This window comes from Pseudonocardia benzenivorans CB1190 (assembly GCF_000196675.2).
In the GTDB taxonomy this organism is placed as follows: domain Bacteria; phylum Actinomycetota; class Actinomycetes; order Mycobacteriales; family Pseudonocardiaceae; genus Pseudonocardia; species Pseudonocardia benzenivorans.
In genome coordinates, this window is sequence record NC_015312.1 from 4298648 (window position 1) to 4320884 (window position 22237).

Sequence of the window (22237 nt, forward strand, 5' to 3'; positions counted from 1 at the left end):
CCGCGACGGTTCTGTCGGGGGCCGTCGCTACCGTCCCGGGCATGGAGCGAACCGAGACCCCACCGGTGATGGAGCGCATCACCGCGGCCGTCGAGCGGTCCCGCCGGGGCGACGTCGAGGCGGCCGCCGCGGAGTTCGACGCGCTGTGGGCCGAGCTCGCCGACCCGGCCGGGGACCCGTTCCACCGGTGCGTGCTCGCGCACTACGCGGCCGACGTGCAGCCCGACCCGCACGCGGAGCTGATGTGGGACCGGCGGGCGCTCGCCGCGGCGGCGGAGGCGACCGACGCGAGCGCACAGGCCCACCATCCGTCGCTGCGTATCGCGGGGTTCTACCCGTCGCTGCACCTCAACCTGGCCGACGTGCTGCGCCGCCTCGGCGACGCGGCCGGGGCCCGCGACCACGTCGCGGCCGCCCGGGCGCGAATGGGCGATCTGCCCGACGACGAGGCGACCGCCGGCTACGCCGAGACCATCCGCACCGCGCTCGACCGCGTGGAGCGCGACCTCGACGCGGCGGGCTGAGCCGGGGCCGGCCCGCGGTCGGCCGCAGCACCTCGGCGGACGCACCGCGGCGGGCCGGGTCCGGCCGCCCGCGGCGGCCGGTGCCGGAACGGACGACGCGGATCGGGACGCCGGTCAGAACCAGGCGTCCCGCATCTCCACCGTCGTCCGGTCGGCGCTCACGAGCAGGTCGAGCCACGGCCCGGTGCGGGGCAGCTCGTGGCGCAGGAAGAAGCGGGCCGCGGCCCGCTTGCCCTGCGCGAGGTCGTCGGTCCGGTCGCCGACGGCCAGCAGCTGCTCCAGCCACAGCCAGCCGACGACGACGTGCCCGACCGCCTCGAGGTAGACCGACGCGTTCGCCAGCGTCACCTCGAGGTCGCCGACCGCCCACAGCGTCGCGGTCACCGCCACGATCCGGGCGACCGCCGCGTCGAGGGCTCCGGCGAACTCGGCGGCGAGACCGTCGGCCCGGGCGGCCCGGCCGGTCGTGGCCGCGATCGTCTCGGCGAGCAGGGCCAGGCCTGCCCCGCCCTGCATGACGGCCTTGCGCCCCAGCAGGTCGATCGCCTGGATCCCGTGCGTGCCCTCGTGGATGGCGTTGAGCCGGTTGTCGCGGTAGAGCTGCTCGACGTCGTACTCGCGGGTGTAGCCGTAGCCGCCGTGCACCTGGATGGCGAGGTCGTTGGCGGCGAGGCACCACTGCGCGGGCCAGCTCTTGGCGACCGGGGTGAGCATCTCGAGCAGCAGGTGGGCACGCTCGCGGTCGGCGGGGTCGTCGGCGGTCTGCTCCTCGTCGAGCAGCCGCGCGCAGTAGAGCACCAGCGCGAGGGCGCCCTCGACGTAGCTCTTCGACGCGAGCAGCATCCGCTTCACGTCGGCATGGGCGATGATCGGGACCTGCGGTGCGGCGGGGTCCTTCGCCGCGACCGGCCGGCCCTGCGGCCGCGAGCGGGCGTAGTCGAGGGCGTGCAGGTAGCCGGCGTAGCCGAGCGCCGTCGCGCCCGCGCCGACGCCGACCCGCGCCTCGTTCATCATGTGGAACATCTGCGCGAGCCCGCGGTTCTGCTCGCCGACCAGGTACCCGACGGCACCCGCACGCCCGCCCGGGGTGTGCCGGCCCTCGCCGAAGTTCAGCAGCGTGTTGACCGTCCCGCGGTAGCCCATCTTGTGGTTCAACCCGGCGAGGACGACGTCGTTGCGCTCGCCGATCGACCCGTCGGGCGCGACGAGGAAGCGCGGCACGACGAACAGCGAGATGCCCTTGACGCCGGGGGGCGAACCGGGGACGCGGGCGAGCACGAGGTGGACGATGTTCTCCGACAGCTCGTGGTCGCCCCCGGAGATCCACATCTTGGTACCGGTGAGCCGGTAGGTCCCGTCGGGCTGCGGCTCGGCGCGGGTCGTCACGTCGGAGAGCGACGACCCGGCCTGCGGCTCGGACAGGCACATCGTGCCCATGAAGCGGCCCTCGACGATCGGCCGCACCCACGTGTCGATCTGCTCGGGGGACCCGTGGGCGAGCAGCAGGTTCGCGTTCGCGACCGACAGGAACGGGTAGGCGGCGCTGCCGACGTTCGCCGCGTGCAGCCACAGGAAGCACGCCTGGGCGACGGTGTGCGGCAGCTGCATCCCACCGACGGCCTCGTCCATCGTCGCGCCGATCATGCCGGTGTCGGCGAGCACCCGCAGCGCCGCGCCGACCTCGTCGGGCAGGTGGACGCGTTCGCCGTCGAACTCGGGCTCGCGGCTGTCGGAGATCTTGCGGTGCGGGGCGAAGTGCTCGGTCGCGACGTCGTGGGCGAGGTCGAGGACCGCCGCGAAGGTGTCGCGGTCGTGGGCGGCGAACCGCGGCCGCGCGGTCAGCTTCTCGACCTGCAGCCAGTCGTGGAGCAGGAAGTCGAGGTCCGGACGCGAGAGCAGCAGCGAGGGCACGCCCACACCGTGCCACCCCGGGGCCGCGGATCACCAGCGGCCGCTCGCGGTCACCAGGTGTCGACATTGGGGCGGCGCTCGCCCATGTCGGCCGGGTGGTAGGACCGGAAGCCCTCGACGATCCAGCGGCGCGTCTCGACCGGGTCGATGACGTCGTCGATCTCGAAGACGCTCGCGGTGTTGGTGGCCTTGCCCTGCTCGTACATCTCGGCGACGAGCTTGCGGTACAGGGCGTCGCGCTCGGCGGGGTCCTCGACGGCCGCCAGCTCCTTGCGGAAGCCGAGCCGGACCGCGCCCTCCAGGCCCATCCCGCCGAACTCACCGGTCGGCCAGGCCACGCAGAACGCGGGCGACTTCGTCGAGCCGCCGCCCATCGACTGCCCGCCGAGCCCGTAGCACTTGCGCAGCACGACCATGCCGATCGGCACGTCGACGTTGGCACCGACGACGAACATCCGCCCGAAGTGCCGCACGGTCGCGGTGCGCTCGGACTCCGGCCCGACCATGAACCCCGGCGTGTCGACGAGCGAGACGATCGGCAGCCCGAACGCGTCGCAGAGCTGCATGAACCGCGCCGCCTTGTCGGCGCCGTCGCGGTCGATGGCGCCACCGAGGTGGGTCGGGTCGTTGGCGATCAGGCCCATCGGCCGGCCCTCGACGCGCACGAGCGCGGTGACCATGCCGGCCGCGAACCCGCGGCGCAGCTCCAGCACGGACCCGACGTCGGCGAGCCCGTCGACGACGGCGCGCACGTCGTACACCCGGACCCGGTTCTCGGGGACGGCGTGCCGCAGCAGGCGCTGGTCGGGGGCCTCCCACCGGGCTCGCGGTCCCTGGAAGTACGACAGGTACCGGCGCGCGACGTCGACGGCCTCCGCCTCGTCGGCGACGAGCACGTCGACGACGCCGTTGGGCACCTGGTCGCGCATCGGGCCGATCTCGCCCGGCGCGACGACGCCCAGGCCGCCGCCCTCGATCATCGCGGGCCCGCCCATGCCGAGGTTGGCGTCCTCGGTGGCGATGATGACGTCGCAGCAGCCGGCGAGCGCGGCGTTGCCCGCGAAGCAGTACCCGGCGACGATCCCGACGAGCGGCACCCGTCCCGAGAGCCTGCCGAACAGGTGGAAGGCGGGGACGTCGAGCATGGAGACCCAGCTGCCGTCGGTGTCGCCGGGGCGGCCGCCGCCGCCCTCGCAGAACACGACGACCGGCAGCATCCGCTTCTCGGCCAGCTCGAACAGCCGGTCCTTCTTCTTGTGGTTGTGCGCGCCCTGGGTGCCGGCGAGGACGGTGTAGTCGTAGGACATCACGACGACCTGGTGCCCGCCGACGTCGGCGGTGCCCGCCACCATGCCGTCGGCCGGCGTGCGCTCGACGAGGTCGTCGACGCTGCGCCGGCGACGCTGGGCCGCGATCGCGAGCGCCCCGTACTCGACGAAGGTGCCGTCGTCGACGAGGTCGTCGAGGTTCTCCCGCGCGGTGCGCCTGCCCGCGCGCCTGCGCCGCTCGACGGCGTCGGGACGGGCGGCGTCGAGCCCGACCGCACGCCTGCGCAGGACCTGGTCGAGGTCGTCGCGGACGTGGTCGATGTCGATCTCGTCGGTCGCGGCCGTGTCGGCACCGGCGCCGGCGCGCTCCTCGAGGTGCACGACGGCGGCGCCTGCGGCCGGGGTGTCGCCGACCCTGACGTCGACGCGGCACACGACGCCCGGGGCGGGAGCGAGCACCGGGTGCTCCATCTTCATCGCCTCGAGGACCAGCAGCACCGCGCCGGCCGCGACCTCGTCGCCCTCCCCCGCCTCGATCGCGACCACGGTGCCGGTGGTCGGCGCGGCGACGGCCAGGGTGCCTGCGGGCGGGGGCGCCGCGGGTCCGCCGGCACCGGGAACGGGTGCGGCAGCGGCGGCGGGTCCGGCCGACGGGACCAGCCCCGCGGCCGCGGCCGCGAGGGCCGGGAGGTGCGCGTCGAACCAGTCGGTGCCCGACTGCCCGGGCACCCAGTCGTCGGCGGCGAGCACCGCGCGCAGCAGCCCGACCGTGGTGTCCACGCCCGCGACGACCGTCTCGGCGAGCGCGCGACGGGCGACCGCCAGTGCCGCGGCGAGGTCGGCACCGCGGGCGATCACCTTGGCCAGCAACGGGTCGAACCGGGCGCTGGTCCGCTGCCCCACGTGCGCGGCGGCGTCGACCCGGACCCCGCGACCCGACGGCAGCGCCAGCGCGGTGATCGTGCCGGCCGCGGGCCGCAGGCCCTCCGGGGTGACGGTCTCGGTGGTGACCCGCACCTGCACGGCGGTGCCGCGTGGCGCGGGCGCGGCCCCGTCGAGGCCCAGGTCGGCCAGGGTCTCGCCGGCCGCGATCCGCAGCCCGACGGCGACGAGGTCGAGGCCGGTGACCTCCTCGGTGACGGTGTGCTCGACCTGCAGCCGCGGGTTGACCTCGAGGAACCACTCGCCGTCGGGCGTGACGAGGAACTCGACCGTCCCCAGCCCGCGGTAGTCGGCACCCGCGATCGCGACGGCCGCCCCCGCCAGGCGGGCGCGGACCTCGGCGCGCAGGGCGGGGGCCGGCGCGATCTCGACGAGCTTCTGGTGGCGACGCTGCACGCTGCAGTCCCGGTCCCCCACCGCGACGACCCGCGTGCCGTCGCCCACGACCTGGACCTCGACGTGCCTCGCGCCGGCGACGTACCGCTCGACGTAGACGCCGTCGCCCCCGGTCGCGCCGGCCGCCTCACGGGCGGCGGAGACGAACGCGGCGGGCAGGTCGGCGGGGTCGAGGACGGGCCGGATGCCCCGCCCGCCGCCACCCGAGACGGCCTTGAGCACGACGTGCGCGCCCGGCCCGAGCCCGGCCAGGAACGCGGCGGCGCCGTCGAGGTCGACGGGACCGTCGGTGCCCTCCGGGACGGCGACGCCCGCGGCCGCGGCGACCTGCCGGGCGCGGGTCTTGTCCCCGAAGCGTTCCAGCACCTCGGCCTGCGGTCCGGCGAACCGCAGCCCGGCCGCCTCGCAGGCCCGGACGAGGGTGGGGTTCTCGCTGAGGAACCCGTAGCCGGGGTGGACGGTGTCGCACCCGCTGTCGCGCGCCGCGGCGACGACCGCGTCGACGTCGAGGTAGGCCGCGGGGCCCGAGCCCGGGAGCGCGACGGTCTCGGCGCCGATCTCGGACGCCGCGCGCACGTGCGGGGCGTCGGCGTCGTCGGACGACGCGACGGCGACCGCGGGCACTCCCAGCTCGGCGGCCGCGCGCAGGATGCGGACGGCGATCTCGCCCCGGTTGGCGACCAGGACCTTCCCCGGCAGCCTCACGACGGCGCGGGCCTGCCGTCCGCCACCGGCGGGACCCCGGGGGTGGCGACGACGTGGTCGAGCACGGCCGCGGCGATCCGATCGCGGTGGATCTCCGCGCCGCCCAGCAGGGCCGCGTCGGTGACGGCGCGCTTGTAGTACAGGTGCGCCCGGTGCTCCCAGGTGAACCCGATCCCGCCGTGCAGCTGGATCGCGTCGGCGGCGACCCGGTAGTAGGCGTCGGAGCAGGTCGCCTGCGCGATGCTGGTCGCGAGGAACGGGTCGTCCGCACCGCTCTGCAGGGCCCAGGCGGCGTGCTGGGCCGTCGACCGGGCGTGCTCGACCTGCACCAGCATGTCGGCGAGCCGGTGCTTGACCGCCTGGAACGAGCCGATCGGCCGGCCGAACTGCAGGCGTTCGCGGGCGTGGGCGACGGTGGCGTCGAGCATGTGCTGGGCGCCGCCGACCTGTTCGGCCGCGAGCAGCGCCGAGCCGACGTAGAAGGCGTGGCCGAGGACGCCGTCGATCTCGTCGGCGCCCGCGAGCAGCCGGGCGGGCGCCTCGCGCAGCCGCACGGTGCCCTGCCGTCGGGTGAGGTCGAGCGTCGTGAGCGGTTCGACCTCGACCTGCTCGATCGCGGCGGGCACCGCGAACAGTGCGACGCCCTCCGGCCCGCTCGCGGCGACGAGCAGCAGGTCGGCCCCGGGGGCGTCGACGACCTGGTTCACCACGCCGGTGAGCTCCCAGCCGTCGCCCGCGTGGACGGCACCGACGGTGATCGCGTGCCCGTCGAACAGCCCGGCGTGCTCGGGGGCGGCGAGCGCGGCGGTGCGGGTGCCGTCGACCAGTGACGGGACGAGCTCGTCGCGCAGCGGCCCCGGCGTCGCCGCGACGAGCGCGGGCAGCGCGAGCCCGATCGTCCCGAGCACCGGTCCGCACAGCAGCGCAGCGCCCAGCTCCTCGACGACGATCGCCTGCTCGACGAGCCCGGCCCCGGCGCCGCCGAGCTCCTCGGGGACGGCGAGCCCCAGCACGCCCAGTTCGCCGCCCAGCCGCGCCCAGACCGCGGGGTCGTACCCGACCTCGGACTCCATGTGCCGGCGGACGGCCGCCTCGTCGGACTGCTCGGCGCAGAACCTGCGCACCGCGGCACGCAGCTCGCGCTGCTCGTCGGTCACGTCGAACTCGACGGGCACGTCGGTGGCGACCGGAGCCGTGGTGGTCGGCGTGGTGGTCGGCGTGGTGGCCGGCGTGGTGGTCGACTCAGCCACGGGGGACCTCCTTCCAGGGCCCGGAGTCGGTTCTCGGTTCGCCCGGCAGGCCCAGGACGCGCTCCCCCAGGATGTTGCGCAGCACCTCCGACGTGCCGCCCTCGATCGTGTTGGCCCGCGACCGCAGGAACCGCTGCTGCACCGCGCCCCGCCAGTCCGCGTCACGGCCGCCCTCGCGGCGGACCTCGTAGGACCCGTAGAGCGTGCCCTCCGGTCCGAGCAGGTCCATGCAGAACTCGTAGACGTCCTGGTTGAGCTCCGCGGCGACGAGCTTGCTCACCGAGCCCTCCGGTCCGGGTGAGCCCGCGGTGGCGGTCCGGCGGGCGCGGGCGGCGGTGAGCCGCTGTGCCTCCGCGCGGGCCCACAGCCCGGCCAACCGGTCGCGCAGGACGGGCGTGCGCCGGTGCGGACGGTCGGCCCACAGCGACAGCGCGTCGCCGATGGTGCCCGAGCCCCGCTCCGCCGATCCCGCGCCGATCGCGGACCGCTCGTTCATCAGCGTCGTCATCGCGACGCGCCAGCCGTCGCCGACGGCACCGAGGCGGTGCTCGTCGGGGATGCGGGCGTCGTCGAGGAACACCTCGTTGAACTCCGCCTGCCCCGTCATCTGGCGCAACGGCCGGGTCCGCACGCCGGGCGCGGTCATGTCGAGCACGAAGTAGGTGAGCCCGCGGTGCTTGGGCTGGTCGGGGTCCGACCGCGCGAGCAGCAGCCCCCAGCGGGCCCGGTGCGCGAGGCTCGTCCACACCTTCTGCCCGTTGACGACCCACGAGTCACCGTCGCGCACCGCACTCGTCGCGAGCCCGGCGAGGTCCGATCCGGCGCCCGGCTCGGAGAAGAGCTGGCACCAGATGTCCTCCGTCGTCGCGAGCGGACGCAGCCAGCCGCGGGCCAGCTCCGGTGAGCGGGCGTGCTCGCTGATCGTCGGCGCGGCCATGCCGTAGCCGATCGGGTTGAGCCAGAACGGGACCGGGCCACCGGCGCCCTGCAGCACCGCGTCGGCGACGGCCTGCAGGCCCCGCGAGACGCCGAGCCCGCCGAGCCCCTCGGGGAAGTGCACCCACGACAGTCCCGCGTCGAAGCAGGCGCCGAGGAACTCCGGCGCGGCGACCCGGCGCGGGTCGTGCTCCGCGACGACGGCCCGGGCCGCCTCCTGCACCCGTTCCGCGTCGGCGCCCGTGCTCAATGGTCCCCCCGTGCAGCGTCCGTCAGCGTCCGTCACTGACCGTGGCCCGCCGACCGTACGACGACGCGGCCCGCGCTGCCGAGAACGGGCGGGCATCCAGGTGTGAACAGCCTCCGAACGGGGTAGCCCCGGACGTGACTCCCCCGGATCCGGAGACGCCCCTCAGCGCCGCCGAGCGGCAGCGTCTCGAGCAGCTCGAACGTCAACTCGTCGTGCAGTTCCCGGACCTGGACGACGAGTTCCGCGGTCACCGTCGACGACTGCCCCGCTGGATGCGCTCACCCGAGCTCGCCGTCGGGGTCCTGCTGGCCCTCGGGCTGCTCGCGGCGGCGGTCGTCCTGGGCGGGGTCGGCCTCGCCGCCGCGGAGCTCGCCGCGATGTGCGTGACGGCGGGCGTCGTGCTGGGCGCGCCGAGGCTGCTCGCCAAGCACGCGGCGGACTCGCCCGGGACCGGGACGCCGACCCGGCCGTCGGCCTGACCGGCGGTACCGCCCGCCCGTCAGGGGACGACGGTGACCGGCCGTGCCCCCGTCCGGACCGTGCGCACGGCGATCGACCCGAACAGCCGGTGCCCGGCCTGCTCGCTCGCCCCGACGACGATGGCGTCCGCCCGCACGTCGTCGGCCACGGCGAGCAGGGCCTGCACCGGGTCCGCGGTGACGACGACCAGCTCCGTCGCGACCCCGAACTCCTCGCCGAGCGCGACGACGGTCTCGCGCAGCCCCTCGACGAAGCGCTCGTCCGCCTCGGGGTCGACGATCGGCGCGACGATCGTCGGGGTGCTGACGAACGACTGCGCCCGTTCCGCGTAGACGGCCACCACCCGGCTGTGCTGGCGGCGCGCCTGACCGACCGCGTAGTAGAGGGCCCGCCAGCCGGTGTCGGACCCGTCGATGCCCACGACCAGCGACGACGGACCGTCGCAGCCCAGCTCGAAACCATGGCCGGCGCGCGGCGACCGCGCACCGGGCCCCTCGTCGCCGGGGTCGTGCTCGGGCCCCGGCCGCTCGGGCGCCCCGCCGCTCATCGCGACCGCCCCGACCCCTCGCGCATGTCGGCGGGTACCCCGTCGCGCCCGGGGAGCACCGGGTGGTGCTCGCGGCGCAACGCGTCCTCGGCCAGTACCGCCTCCTCCGCCACGGCGGGCACCTCCCCGACGGCCTGCTCGGCGGCCGCGTCCTCGACGGGGCGGGCGGCCTCGGCGTCGGCGTCGTCGAGCGCGCGCCGGACGGTGTGCAGCAGCAGCGCACCGACCACGACGGCACCGGCCCCGATCAGGAACGGCAGCTGCACGTTCACGTGCTCGGCCAGCAGCCCGGCGACGAAGGGCGCGAGCCCGCCGCCGATGAAGCGCACGAAGCCGTAGGTGGCCGAGGCGACGTTGCGCGGGACCGGCGAGATGCTCATGACCGCCGTCGTCACCAAGGTGTTGTTGAGGCCCACGGCCGCGCCGGACACGATCACCGCGATCATCACCAGTAGCCGGTTGCCCGGGAACAGCCCGATGAGCAGCAGGATCACGGCGATCAGGCCGAGCGCGCCGTACAGGGAGCGCAGGGTGCCGACGCGGTTCTTGAGCATCGTCGCGCCGAACACCGCGAAGAGGGCGACCAGGATGCCCCACGCGAAGAACACGCCGCCGAGCTGCAGCGCGGACAGGTCCAGCAGGAACGGCGAGTAGCCGAGCAGGGTGAAGAAGCCCCAGTTGTAGAGCAGGCCGGTGACGCTGGTGGTCGCGAGGCTGCGGTGGCGCAGCGCCGTGATCGGTTCGCGCAGCCGGGACCGTCGGGCGGGCCGGGGCGTGGGTTCGACGAGCACGACGGTCGCCACCAGCGCGATCAGCATGAGCGCGGAGACCCCGAAGAACGGGCCGCGCCAGCTGACGGTGCCGAGCAGGCCGCCGAGCAGCGGGCCGGACGCGATGCCGATGCCCAGTGCCGTCTCGTACAGCACGATCGCGCCGGCGAAGCCGCCGCTGGCCGAGCCCACGATGACCGCGAGGGACGTGGCGATGAACAGCGCGTTGCCCAGCCCCCACCCGGCGCGGAAGCCGACGATGCCGCCGATCGAGCCGGACGCGGCCGCCGCCGCGGCGAACACGACGATGAGGACCAGCCCGGCGACGAGCGTGCGCTTGGCGCCGATGCGGCTCGACACCCAGCCGGTACCGAGCATCGCGATCGCGGTGACGACGAGGTAGCTGGTGAACAGCAGCTCGACCTGCGTCGGGCTGGCCTGCAGCTGCCCGGCGAGCGCCGGCAGGATCGGGTCGACCAGCCCGATCCCCATGAACGAGATGACGCACGCGAACGCGACCGCCCAGACCGCTCTGGGCTGGCGGAACGGGCTCGCTCCGGCGCCGGTGTGACCGGTGCTCATGATCCTTCCTCCGTTCGGGACCGCCGCGTGGCGTCGTGGGTGTCGGGGGCCAGCTCGGCCAGCCGGGTCAGCGCGGGCACGGCGGCGAGCAGCGCGTGCCGCTCGGCGGCGCTCAGCGCCTCCAGGTGCGCGGCGACCGCCCCTGCGCGCAGCCGGTGCCGCATGCGGATGTAGGCGCTGCCCTCCTCGGTGGCGGCGACGAGGGTGGCGCGCCCGTCGCGCGGGTCGGGTCCGCGGGTGACGAGGCCCGCGGCCTCGAGCCGGGCGACCAGACCCGTCATGCCCGGCTGCGAGATCGACTCGCGGGCCACGAGGTCGGAGACGCGCTGCGGGCCGGCGGTGTCGAGGGCGTCGAGCGTGGACAGCGCCACGAGGTTCCACTCCGCGGGGGCGGTGGTGCGGCGCACCCAGCTCGCGGCGCGTTCCAGCGCCACCGCGAGCCGGGTGAGGTCCTCGGCGGCACCGGTTCCCGGGGCGGGCGCGCGGTCGCCACCGGGGGCATCGGGAGGGGCGGTCATGACCTCGAATTTACATCAGTGCTTTATATATATGCACGATCCACGTGCCCGAGGTGGTGCGATCCGCGCCACGCACCCGTATCCGGACGATTCGAACAGCCGTTCTACGATCACCCTGTTCGGTGGAGCGACCACGAGAGGTATGCACGTGACGACCCCTGACGAGCCGCAGACCGTCGACCCGGCCGGCACCCCTTCCGCAGCTGCGGACACCCCCGCCGCCGGCGACGCGGCCGCACCGCGGCGCCGCGGCCGCCCCAAGGGATCGACCGCGCGGCGCACCCGCGTCATCGAGCTGACGCTGACGGTCAGCGGCAGCGCCGACGGTGAGTGGCAGGCCGATCTCAAGCGCGGCGCCGACTGGGTGGTCCGCGCGCTGCCCGTCACCGCCGCCGCCGTCACGCGGGCCGCCGCCGAGCTGCACGCCGACCTCGCGGAGCCGATCGAGGAGGTCGTCGGGGCCGCCCGCGCCGAGCGGGAGGCCCGGGTCGCGGCGCTGGAGGCCGAGCTCGAGCAGGCGCGCAAGGCCCTGGCCGAGCTCGCCTGAGCGTCCCGGAGAATCCACCCGTGACCGTGACCGACCCCGAGAGTCCCGCCACGGCAGACGTCGGGCTCGACCCCGACGAGCTCGCCGTCTGCCTGCGCGTGCTCGCCCAGGTGGACCGGCTGCCCACCGAGCACCCCGACGCCGTCGCGATCCGGCGGGCGACGGCCGGGATCTGGAAGGACGTCCGGCAGCGCAGGCGCCGGGCGAAGCGCGACGCGGTGCGCGCCGCCGACCGGGCCGTCACCGCCGCCACCGCCACCGGCGCCCCGGGCCGGATCGACGACGAGACGCGCGGCATCCCGCTCGTGTCGAGCACGCCGGGCGCGACGGCGGGCACCCTGCAGCGGGCCCGCGCCTGCTACACCTGCAAGCAGCGCTACACGGTCGTCGACGCGTTCTACCACCAGCTCTGTCCCGGCTGCGCCGCGGTGAACCGGGACCGGCGCGACGCCCGGACCGACCTCACCGGCCGGCGCGCCCTGCTCACCGGCGGGCGGGCGAAGATCGGCATGTACATCGCGCTGCGGCTGCTGCGCGACGGCGCCGAGACCACGATCACCACCCGCTTCCCCAACGACGCCGTCCGCCGGTTCACCGCGATGCCCGACAGCGCCGACTGGCTGCACCGGCTGCGCATCGTGGGGATCGACCTGCGCGACCCGGCGCAGGTCGTCCGGCTGGCCGACGACGTCGCGGCCCGCGGGCACCTCGACATCCTGATCAACAACGCGGCGCAGACGGTCCGCCGCTCCCCCGGCTCCTACTCCGCGCTCGCGGCCGCCGAGCGCGAGGCGCCGGCGCTGCCGGGCGGCGCGGTGCCCGACGTCGTCCGCTACGGCGACGTGTCGGCCGCCCACCCGGCGGCGCTGACCGGCGCGCTGGGCACCGGTCCGACGGCCCCTGCCGCGCTGCCGCCGCACGCGCTCGCCGAGCTGGCGCTGGCCGCGGGCAACTCCGACCCCGCGCGCGTCGAGGCCGGCGTCCTGTCGATCGACGCAGGCGGCCTGCTGCCCGACACCGCCGGGGTCAACAGCTGGACCCAGCCGGTCGAGGACGTCGACCCGCTGGAGCTGCTCGAGGTCCAGCTGTGCAACCAGACGGCGCCGTTCATCCTGATCTCGCGCCTGCGTCCGGCTCTCGCGGCCTCCCCGGCGCGCCGCACGTACGTGGTCAACGTGAGCGCGATGGAGGGGCAGTTCCACCGCGCCTACAAGGGGCCCGGCCATCCGCACACCAACATGTCGAAGGCCGCGCTGAACATGCTGACGCGCACGTCGGCCGCGGAGATGCTGGAGCGCGACGGGATCCTGATGACGGCCGTCGACACCGGCTGGATCACCGACGAGCGGCCGCACCCCACGCGGCTGCGGCTGGCCGCCGAGGGCTTCCACGCCCCGCTCGACCTGGTCGACGGCGCGGCCAGGGTGTACGACCCGATCGTGCGCGGCGAGGCGGGCGAGGACCTGCACGGCTGCTTCCTCAAGGACTACGCGCCGTCGAACTGGTGAGCGCCCCGGACCGGTGAGCGCTCCGGACCGGTGAGCGCCGCCGGACCGGTGAGCGCCGACCGCCGGTCGACCGGCGGCGTGGGGGTCCCCAAGATCGTCGGTGGTGGTCGATAACGTGCCGGGCGTGCTGCACGTCCACCGCGCCGAACGCGCCGACACCCTCGCCGACGCGCTCGCCGGGGTACTGGCGCAGGTCCTGGCCGACCCGTTCGCGGCCGAGGTCGTCGCGGTGCCCGAACGCGGCGTCGAGCGGTGGCTCGCGCAGCGGCTGGCGCACCGGCTCGGGACCCGCGACGGCCGCGCCGACGGGGTGTGCGCCAACGTGCGGTTCCCGTCCCCCGCCGAGGTGGTCGACGAGGTGGTGTGCGCGGCCACGGGGGTCGACCCGGCCGACGACCCGTGGCGCCCCGCGCGGGCGGTCTGGCCGCTGCTGGAGCTGGTCGACGAGGCGGCGGCCGAGCCGGGGTTCGCGCTGCTCGGGGCCCATCTGGGCACGGACTCGGCCGACGCGCACCGGCGCGGGCGGCGGTACGCACTGGCCCGGCGGCTCGCCGAGCTCTACGCCTCCTACGCCGCGCACCGGCCGGGCATGCTCGGGGAATGGCTCGCGGGCGCCGACGTCGACGCGGCCGGGGGCGCAGCGCTCGCGCCCGACCTGCGCTGGCAGGCCGAGCTGTGGCGGCGGCTGCGCGCCCGCATCGGGGTTCCCGGGCCCGCCGAGCGCGTCGAGACGGCCTGTGCGCTGCTGCGGGCCGACCCCGGCCGCGCGGCGCTGGGCCCGCGGCTCTCGGTGTTCGGCCCGACCCGGCTCGCCGCGAGCAGGCTCACCGTGCTCGCCGCCCTCGCCGTGCACCGCGACGTACACCTGTGGCTCGCGCACCCGTCGCCGGTGCTGTGGGCCGCGCTGACGCCGCAGGCCGGGACGGCGCCCCGGCGCGCGGACGACGCCAGTGCCGCCGTCGTCGCGAACCCGCTCCTCGCCTCGCTGGGGCGCGACGTGCGCGAGCTGCAGCTGCGGCTGCCCGTCGGGACCGACGTCCACCACCCGGGCCCGCCGCCGCCCCCGACCCTGCTGGGGGCGCTGCAGTGCGCGCTGCGCGACGACGTCGCCCCCGGTGCCGTGCCCACGGTCCTCGACCCGGCCGACCGCAGCGTCCAGGTGCACGCCTGCCACGGGCCCGACCGCCAGGTCGAGGTGCTGCGCGAGGTCGTGCTGGGACTGCTGGCCGCCGACCCCACGCTGGAACCGCGCGACGTCGTCGTCATGTGCCCCGACATCGAGACGTTCGCCCCGTTGATCTCGGCGACGTTCGGCCTGGCCGCCGGGACCGACGACGACACCGGCCACCCCGGTCACCGGCTCCCGGTGCGGCTGGCCGACCGGGCGCTGCGGCAGGTCAACCCGCTGCTCGACACCGTCGCCACGCTGCTGGAGCTGGCGGACGCCCGGCTGACCGCCACCCAGGTGCTCGACCTCGCGGCGACCGAGCCCGTCCGGCGCCGGTTCCGCTTCGACGACGACGCGCTCGACCGGCTGCGCGATCTCGTCGTCGGCTCGGGCGTGCGGTGGGGGCTCGACGCGGACCACCGTGGCCCGTTCGCGTTGGGCGCGTTCGCCCAGAACACGTGGTCGGCGGGGCTCGACCGGATGCTGCTGGGCGTGGCGATGGACGAGGCCGACCGGCAGTGGCTCGGCACGGCGCTGCCGCTCGACGACGTCGGCAGCTCCGACGTCGACACCGTCGGCCGCTTCGCGGAGCTGCTCGACCGGCTCGCCGCGGTGCTCGCCGGGCTCCGCGGCGAGCGGACGCTCGCCGAGTGGGGTGCCGCGCTCGCCGCGGGCCTCGACGCGCTCACCACCACCACCCCGACCGACGCGTGGCAGGCCGCGCAGGCGCGCGCCGAGCTGGCGGAGGTCACCGCGTCGGCGGGGCCGCACGCCGCCTCCGTGCCGCTCGGGCTGCCCGACGTGCGCGGCCTGCTGGCCGACCGGCTGCGCGGCCGGCCGACGCGGGCGAACTTCCGCACCGGCACGCTCACCGTCGCGACGCTGGTGCCGATGCGGTCGGTGCCCCACCGCGTCGTGTGCCTGCTCGGGCTCGACGACGGCGCGTTCCCCCGCGCGGGCGAGCCCGACGGCGACGACGCGCTGGCCCGCGACCCCCGCGTCGGCGAGCGCGACCCGCGCAGCGAGGACCGGCAGCTGCTCCTCGACGCGGTCGGGGCCGCGACCGAGCACCTCGTCGTCGTGCACTCCGGCGCCGACGAGCGCACCGGGGTCCGCAGGCCGCCGTCGGTGCCGGTCGGGGAGCTGCTCGATGCGCTCGACGCCGTCGCGGTGGGCCCCGACGGCAGGCGGGCGCGCGACCATGTCGTCGTCCGTCATCCGTTGCAGCCCTTCGATACCCGCAACTTCGCGGCGGCCGTGCTCGGCGGGCCGGGTCCGTTCAGCTTCGACCGGGCCGCGCTCGCGGGGGCCCGGGCGGCGACGGGCGTCCGCACCCCGCCGCCGCGGCCCCTGCCCGGGCCGCTGCCGGTGCTGCCGCCCCCCGCGGAGGTCGAGCTCGACGACCTCGTCCGGTTCCTGGAGGGACCGGCCAAGGCGTTCCTGCGCCAGCGCGTCGGGGTGTCGCTGTTCTCCGCCGACGACGACCCCGACGACGCGCTGCCCGTCGAGCTCGACCAGCTGCAGCGCTGGCACATCGGGGCGCGGCTGCTGGCCGACCGGCTCGCCGGGCACGACCTCGACGCGTGCCGCGCGGCCGAGTGGCGCCGTGGGGCCCTCCCGCCCGGCGGGCTGGGCCGGCGGATCCTCGACGAGGTCGCCGCGGACGTCGAACCGATCGTGGCGGCCACGCTGCCGCTGCGGTCCGCCCCGCCGGAGTCCCTCGACGTGTCCGCCGTCGTCGCGGGGACGCGGGTGGTCGGCACGGTGGGCGGGGTGGTCCGGGTCGGCTCCGGACCGGGTGCCACGGGCGACATCGTCAGCGCGGGCTTCTCCCGGCTCGGTGCCAAGCAGCGCGTCGGCGCCTGGGTGCGGCTGCTCGCGCTCACCGCGGCCCGCCCGGACACGACGTGGCGCGCCGTGACGATCGGCCGCGGGTCCGACGGGCCGGAGCGGTCCGTCCTCGGGCCGGTCGAACCCGGCCGGGCCGCCGTCGTGCTGGCCGATCTGCTGGCGCTGCACCGCGACGGGCTGTGCGCGGCACTCCCGTTGGTGCTCAAGGCGTCCCACGCCTACGCGGGACGGCGGCGGCTGCGCAACCGGACCGTCGAGGACGCGGTCGACGCCGCCCGCTCGGCGTGGGCGGGCCGCTTCTCCCCCGAGCGCGACGAGCCTGCGCACCGGCTGTTGTGGGGACCGTCGGCACCGCTGGAGGACCTGTTGTCGGCGCCCGCACGTACCGGGGAGGAACCGTCGTTGTTCGGCGAGCTCGCGATGCGGGTCTGGACGCCGCTGCTCGCGGCAGAGGAGGTGAGCCTGCCGTGACCGCCACCGCGCTCACCCCGGTCATCCCGGAACGGCCGTTCGACGTGTGCGGGCCGCTGCCCGCGACCGGCGCGACGACGGTGCTGGAGGCCAGCGCGGGGACGGGCAAGACGTACACGATCGCGGCGCTGGCGGCGCGCTACGTCGCCGAAGGCATCGCGACGCTCGCGGAGCTGATGCTCGTCACGTTCGGCCGCGAGGCCACCCACGAGCTGCGTGAACGCGTCCGGGAGCGGCTCACCGCGGCCGAGCGCGCCCTCGCCGACCCGGCGGCCGCGCGCGTCGCGGCCGACGGCGTGCTCCGCCACCTCGCCGCGGCCGACGCCGCGACGGTCGCGCTGCGCCGCGAGCGGCTACGGCTCGCCGTCGCGGAGTTCGACGCCGCGACCATCGCGACCACCCACCAGTTCTGCCAGCGGATGCTCGCCGGGCTGGGGGTGCTCGGCGACGCCGACCCCGACGCGCTGTTCGTCGAGTCGGTCGACGACCTCGTCGAGGAGGTCGTCGACGACTTCTACGTCCGCAAGTACGCCGCCGCCGGCGCCGAGCGGCCCGCGTTCGGCCGCGCCGAGGCGCTGCAGCTGGCCAGGGCGGTCGTCGGCGATCCGCAGGCGCGCATCGAGCCGGTCGACGCCGATCCGGGGTCACCGGCGGCGACGCGGCGCAGCTTCGCCGAGGCGGTGCGCCGCGAGGTCGACCGGCGCAAGCGCGCGGCGAAGCTCTACAGCTACGACGACATGCTCACCCGGCTCGACGCCGCGCTGTCCGACCCGGTGCGCGGCGACGCGGCCGCGGCCCGGCTGCGCAGCCGCTACCGCGTCGTGCTCGTCGACGAGTTCCAGGACACCGACCCGGTGCAGTGGCGCATCCTGTCCGCGGCGTTCCACGGCCACACCACGCTCGTGCTGATCGGCGACCCCAAGCAGGCCATCTACGCGTTCCGCGGCGCCGACGTCGTCAGCTACCTGCAGGCCGCGACCGACGCGGGCGAGCGGTTCACCCTCGACCGCAACTTCCGCAGCGACCGGGCCGTGCTCGACGCCGTCGACGCACTGTTCCACGGCGCCGCGCTGGGCGACCCGCGGATCGTCGTGCACCACGTCGAGGCCGCGCGGCCCGGCCGGTCGCTGCGCGGGTCGACCTGTGACGCGCCGCTGCGCGTCCGGGTCGTCGGCACGCAGCGGCTGGGCCGGCTCTTCCACCGGCTCGGCCGGGTCGACGCCGCACGCCCGCAGGTCGCCGCCGACGTGGCGGCGCAGATCGCGGCGCTGCTCGCGAGCGGCGCGTCGGTCGTGCCCGCCGACGGCGTCGAGCGCGCCGTGCTGCCCGGCGACGTCGCGGTGCTCGTCCGCACCAACGACCAGGCCGAGCTCGTGCTCCGCACGCTGCGCGAGGCCGGGGTGCCCGCGGTCGTCACCGGGACCCGCAGCGTGTTCACCACCCCGGTGGCGGGCGAGTGGCTCACGCTGCTGGAGGCGTTGGAGCAGCCGCACAGCGGGCTGCGGCTGCGTGCCGCGGCGCTCACCTGCTTCGCCGGGCTCACCGTCACCGACCTGTGCGGCGACGACGCCGACGCCGTCGTCGAGACCCTCGGCGACGACCTGCGCGACTGGGCGGGCGCGCTGCGCGGGCGCGGGGTGGCGGCGCTGCTCGAGGCGGTGTCGGCACGGCGCCGGCTGGCCGAGCGGCTGCTCGCGCGCACCGACGGCGACCGCACCCTCACCGACCTGCGCCACATCGGGCAGGCTCTGCACCACGCGGCGACCCAGGAGCATCTCGGGCCGTCCGCGCTGGTCGAGTGGCTGCGCCGGCGGATCGAGGAGGCCGGGTCCGACACCGGCGCCGAGCGCAGCCGGCGCCTGGAGTCCGACGCCGACGCCGTCCAGATCGTCACCGTGCACCGCAGCAAGGGGCAGGAGTACCCGATCGTCGCGGTGCCGTTCGCGTGGGACCGCAACGTGCAGGAGCCCACGCTCGCACGGCTGCACGAGGGCCCGCGCCAGGAGCGGGTGCTCGACGTGGGCGGGCCCTCGGGGCCGCATTTCCTCGAACGGCAGGGCGCGCACCTCGCCGAGGAGGCCGGCGAGGACCTGCGGCTGCTCTACGTCGCGCTCACCCGCGCGCGCTCGCAGCTCCTCACGTGGTGGGTACCGGCGACGACGACGTCGAAGTCGGCGCTGCACCGGATGCTCGCCGGGGGCGCAGGCCCCGGCGAGACGCCGCGGGAGACGTGCGCGGTCCCGCCCGACCCGGGACCGGTGTTCGACGCGCTGGTCCGCCGCGCGGGCACCGGGCCCGACGGGTCGCCGCACGTCGTCGTCGAACAGGTGGGCGACGACGTCCCTGCGCCGTGGAGCCCGCCCGCCCGGCCGGTGCCGCCGCTCGACGCGGCACGCTTCGACCGCGACATCGACCTCGACTGGCGACGCACCTCCTACAGTGCGCTGACCGCCGCGGCCCACGACGCCGGCGCGCACACACCGGCCGTGGTGAGCGAGCCGGAGGACCCCGGGATCGCCGACGAGCCCGCGGAGCCGGGCCCGCTCCTGTTCACCGCCGCCGATCCCGCTGCGGCGCAGGCGGTCCCGTCCCCGATGGCCGACCTGCCGATGGGCACGGCGTTCGGCACGCTCGTGCACGCCGTCCTCGAGTCGGCCGACACGACCGCGGCCGACCTGCGCGGCGAGCTCGCCGCCAGGGCGCGGGCCGAGCTGGCCCGCCGACCCGCTGCGGTCGACCCCGACGAGTTGGCCGCCGCGCTCGTCCCGGTGGTCCGGACCCCGATGGGGCCGCTCGTCGGCGGCGCGGCGCTGGCCGACGTCGCGCCCGCCGACCGGCTGAGCGAGCTCGACTTCGAGCTGCCGCTGGCAGGTGGCGACCGGCCCGGCCCCTCCCCCGTCCTCGCCGACGTCGCGCGGCTGCTGCGCCGGCACCTGCCCGCCGACGACCCGCTGGTCGGCTACCCCGACCACCTCGACGCGCCGCTGCTCGCCGAGCAGGCGCTGCGCGGCTACCTGACCGGCAGCATCGACGCGGTGCTCCGCGTCGGGGGGCGCTACGTGGTCGTCGACTACAAGACGAACTGGCTCGGGCCCGCCGGTCCCGACGGGCACGTGCCGCTGACGTCGGCGCACTACGGCGCCGCGGCGCTGACCCAGGCGATGACGTCGGCGCACTACCCGCTGCAGGCGCTGCTCTACGGGGTCGCCCTGCACCGCTACCTGCGGTGGCGGCTGCCCGGCTACGACCCGGGTACGCACCTCGGCGGCTCGCTGTACCTGTTCCTGCGCGGCATGTGCGGCCCCGACACGCCGGCCGCCGACGGTGTCCCGGCGGGGGTGTTCTCGTGGGCGCCGCGGCCCGCGCTGATCACCGACCTGTCCCGGCTGCTCGACGAGGGGGCCCCGTGACCGCCGCTGTGACGACCACCGGGAACGGCCCCGGGACCGCCACGGGGTCCGCCGCCGCCGGAACCGCCGCCGGGACCGCCGCAGGGCCCGTTCCCATCGGGCCGGTCGCGCCGGGCGGCGACCCGTACGACCCGCGGTACGCCCGCGGTGCCGGCGGGCTGCTCGCCCGCTTCAACGCCGCGGGGGTGCTCGCCGCGGCCGACGTGCACGTCGCGGCCCGGCTCGGGCGGCTCGGCGGGGAGACCGACGAGACCGTCCTGCTCGCCGCGGCGCTGACCGTGCGGGCCTTGCGGCACGGGTCGGTGTGCGTCGACCTCGACGAGGTCGGGACGACGGTGCTCGGCGAGGGCGACGAGGTCCTCGACGTCTCGGCGCTGCCGTGGCCCGACCCGGCAGCGTGGCGGGCCGCGTGCCTGGCCAGCCCGCTGGTGTCCGCCGAGCCCACCGGGGGCGTCGCGCCGCTGCGGATGCCCCACGGCCTGCTGTACCTCGACCGCTACTGGCGGCAGGAGGAGCAGGTGCGCGTCGAGCTGCGCGCCCGCGCGGCCGCCGAGCCGCCCCGGGTCGACGTCGACCGGCTGCGGGCGGGGCTGTCCCGGCTGTTCACCGACGCCGCGGATGGCCGGACCGACGCCGATGACCGGACCGACGGGGCAGGTGCTGCGACCGGCGACGCCGACGCGCGCGCAGGCGGCGGTGCCGGTCCCGACGCCGGGACCGGAACCGATCTCGTCGCCGGTGTCGGCGAACGTCCCGGCGCGGTCGCGCGGGCCGGTACCGCGGCGGACGCCGCCGCCGCGGCCGGGGAGACCGACCGGCAGCGGCTGGCCGCCGCCGTCGCCACGCTGCGCCGGGTCACCGTCGTCGCGGGCGGGCCCGGCACCGGCAAGACGACGACCGTCGCCCGGCTGCTCGCCCTGCTGCGCGACCAGCCCGGCCCTCCGCCGCGCGTCGCGCTGGCCGCCCCCACCGGCAAGGCCGCGGCCCGGCTCGCGGAGGCCGTGCGCGAACAGGTCCGCCGGCTGCCCGGGCCCGACCGCGCCCGGCTCGGCGACCTCCCCGCCTCGACGCTGCACCGGCTGCTCGGCTTCAGGCCCGGCCACACCAACCGGTTCCACCACGACCGCACCAACCGGCTCCCGCACGACGTCGTCGTCGTCGACGAGACGTCGATGGTGTCGCTGACGATGATGGCGCGGCTGCTCGAGGCCGTGCGGCCCGACGCCCGGCTCGTCCTGGTCGGCGACCCCGACCAGCTGGCGTCGGTCGAGGCGGGCGCGGTGCTGGGCGACCTGGCCCGCGCCCCGGGCCCGGTCGAGCCCGCCCTCGACGCGACGCTGCGCGAGCTCGGTGTGCTCGGCCGGGCCGACCCCGCGGTCGTGCACGGCGTCGTCACCCTCGACCGGACCTGGCGGTTCGGCGCCGAGATCGCCGCGCTGGCCCGGGCCGTCCGCGACGGCGACGGCGACGGCGCGATCGAGGCGTTGCGCTCCGGGGCGGGCGGGGCCGTCGAGTTCGTGGAGGCCCCGACGTTGGAGCTGCGCGACCCGCCCGGTCTCGACGCGGTCCGCGCCGAGGTCGTGGCCGCCAACCGGACGCTGGTGGCACACGCGCGGGCAGGCGACGTCGACGGGGCGCTGCGCGCGCTCGACCGGCACCGGCTGTTGTGCGCCCACCGCCGCGGGCCGTACGGGGTGACCCGCTGGGGCTGGGAGGTCGAGCGCTGGCTCACCGACGCCGGGGTCGGGCCGGGCCCCGACGACGGCGAGTGGTTCCCCGGCCGGGCCGTGCTCGTCACCACCAACGACTACGACCTCAACCTCTACAACGGCGACACCGGGGTCCTCGTCCGCGAGGAGGGCCGCACGAGGGCGGTGTTCGGTCGTGGTGGCGCCCCGTTGCGGGTCGCCACCGCCCGGCTCTCGCAGCCGCAGAGCGTCCACGCGATGACGGTGCACCGGGCGCAGGGCAGCCAGTTCTCGCAGGTCACGGTCGTGCTGCCGGCCCCGGAGTCGCCGTTGCTGACGCGCGAGCTGCTCTACACGGCGGTGACCCGCGCGATCGAGCGGGTCCGGGTCGTCGGGTCGGAGGCGGCGGTGCGGGCCGCGGTCGCACGCCCGGTCGGCCGGGCGTCCGGGCTGCGCGACCGGCTCGCCGGCTGAGTGGTCCGCGCCGCGGCCGACCGCGTCCCCGAGCAGGGTCC

At 76.4% G+C, this 22237-nt stretch carries 14 protein-coding genes; 7 read left to right on the forward strand and 7 right to left on the reverse strand.

Annotated elements, in window-relative coordinates; all coding sequences use genetic code 11:
* Positions 1–41 precede the first annotated feature (41 nt).
* Positions 42–524 carry a hypothetical protein gene (locus tag PSED_RS20135; protein WP_041759899.1) on the forward strand — a complete coding sequence of 161 codons (483 nt, stop codon included), beginning with the start codon at positions 42–44 and terminating at the stop codon, positions 522–524.
* 114 nt (positions 525–638) lie between these two features.
* On the opposite strand, the gene PSED_RS20140 is transcribed toward PSED_RS20135, so the two are convergent.
* From PSED_RS20140 to PSED_RS20155, 4 genes are read right to left on the reverse strand one after another with little or no spacing between them, the layout of a single operon-like run.
* Complete coding sequence (locus PSED_RS20140) at positions 639–2435, reverse strand: acyl-CoA dehydrogenase (RefSeq protein ID WP_041761766.1); 1797 nt, start codon at positions 2433–2435, stop codon at positions 639–641.
* Between the two features lie 50 nt (positions 2436–2485).
* Positions 2486–5746, reverse strand: a complete 3261-nt coding sequence (locus PSED_RS20145; protein WP_013676087.1) for an acetyl-CoA carboxylase family protein — start codon at positions 5744–5746, stop codon at positions 2486–2488.
* Complete coding sequence (locus tag PSED_RS20150; protein ID WP_013676088.1) at positions 5743–6996, reverse strand: acyl-CoA dehydrogenase family protein; 1254 nt, start codon at positions 6994–6996, stop codon at positions 5743–5745. Before PSED_RS20150 ends, PSED_RS20145 begins: the two co-directional genes overlap by 4 nt.
* Complete coding sequence (locus PSED_RS20155; protein WP_013676089.1) at positions 6989–8218, reverse strand: acyl-CoA dehydrogenase family protein; 1230 nt, start codon at positions 8216–8218, stop codon at positions 6989–6991. Before PSED_RS20155 ends, PSED_RS20150 begins: the two co-directional genes overlap by 8 nt.
* Before the next feature lie 98 nt (positions 8219–8316).
* Here PSED_RS20155 and PSED_RS20160 point away from each other — a divergent pair, with 98 nt between their 5' ends.
* Positions 8317–8661, forward strand: coding sequence for a DUF3040 domain-containing protein (locus PSED_RS20160; protein ID WP_013676090.1), 345 nt, complete (start codon positions 8317–8319; stop codon positions 8659–8661).
* A gap of 20 nt (positions 8662–8681) precedes the next feature.
* Here PSED_RS20160 and PSED_RS20165 read toward each other — a convergent pair whose 3' ends face one another.
* Genes PSED_RS20165 through PSED_RS20175 form a run of 3 tightly spaced genes read right to left on the reverse strand, consistent with a single transcriptional unit; the run spans position 8682 to position 11079 of the window.
* The gene (locus PSED_RS20165; protein WP_013676091.1) at positions 8682–9209 is read right to left on the reverse strand and encodes a universal stress protein; all 528 of its coding nucleotides are present in this window, start codon (positions 9207–9209) and stop codon (positions 8682–8684) included.
* On the reverse strand, positions 9206–10561 hold the full coding sequence (locus PSED_RS20170; protein ID WP_013676092.1) for an MFS transporter: 1356 nt from the start codon (positions 10559–10561) through the stop codon (positions 9206–9208). Before PSED_RS20170 ends, PSED_RS20165 begins: the two co-directional genes overlap by 4 nt.
* Positions 10558–11079 carry a MarR family winged helix-turn-helix transcriptional regulator gene (locus PSED_RS20175; protein WP_013676093.1) on the reverse strand — a complete coding sequence of 174 codons (522 nt, stop codon included), beginning with the start codon at positions 11077–11079 and terminating at the stop codon, positions 10558–10560. The genes PSED_RS20170 and PSED_RS20175 overlap by 4 nt, the downstream gene beginning before the upstream one ends.
* Before the next feature lie 142 nt (positions 11080–11221).
* Here PSED_RS20175 and PSED_RS20180 point away from each other — a divergent pair, with 142 nt between their 5' ends.
* The 5 genes from PSED_RS20180 (at position 11222) to recD (ending at position 22196) form a co-directional block, all read left to right on the forward strand.
* Positions 11222–11626 (forward strand): DUF6319 family protein, encoded by a 405-nt coding sequence (locus PSED_RS20180; protein ID WP_041759903.1) that lies wholly within the window; start codon positions 11222–11224, stop codon positions 11624–11626.
* Between the two features lie 20 nt (positions 11627–11646).
* Positions 11647–13134, forward strand: coding sequence for an SDR family NAD(P)-dependent oxidoreductase (locus tag PSED_RS20185; RefSeq protein ID WP_013676095.1), 1488 nt, complete (start codon positions 11647–11649; stop codon positions 13132–13134).
* Positions 13135–13237: 103 nt separating this feature from the next.
* Positions 13238–16624 (forward strand): exodeoxyribonuclease V subunit gamma, encoded by a 3387-nt coding sequence (gene recC / locus PSED_RS20190; RefSeq protein ID WP_233899091.1) that lies wholly within the window; start codon positions 13238–13240, stop codon positions 16622–16624.
* A complete protein-coding gene (locus PSED_RS20195; RefSeq protein ID WP_013676097.1) occupies positions 16621–20034 on the forward strand; it encodes a UvrD-helicase domain-containing protein in 3414 nt (1137 codons plus the stop codon). The genes recC and PSED_RS20195 overlap by 4 nt, the downstream gene beginning before the upstream one ends.
* The gene (gene recD / locus PSED_RS20200) at positions 20031–22196 is read left to right on the forward strand and encodes an exodeoxyribonuclease V subunit alpha (RefSeq protein WP_013676098.1); all 2166 of its coding nucleotides are present in this window, start codon (positions 20031–20033) and stop codon (positions 22194–22196) included. Before PSED_RS20195 ends, recD begins: the two co-directional genes overlap by 4 nt.
* Positions 22197–22237 lie beyond the last annotated feature (41 nt).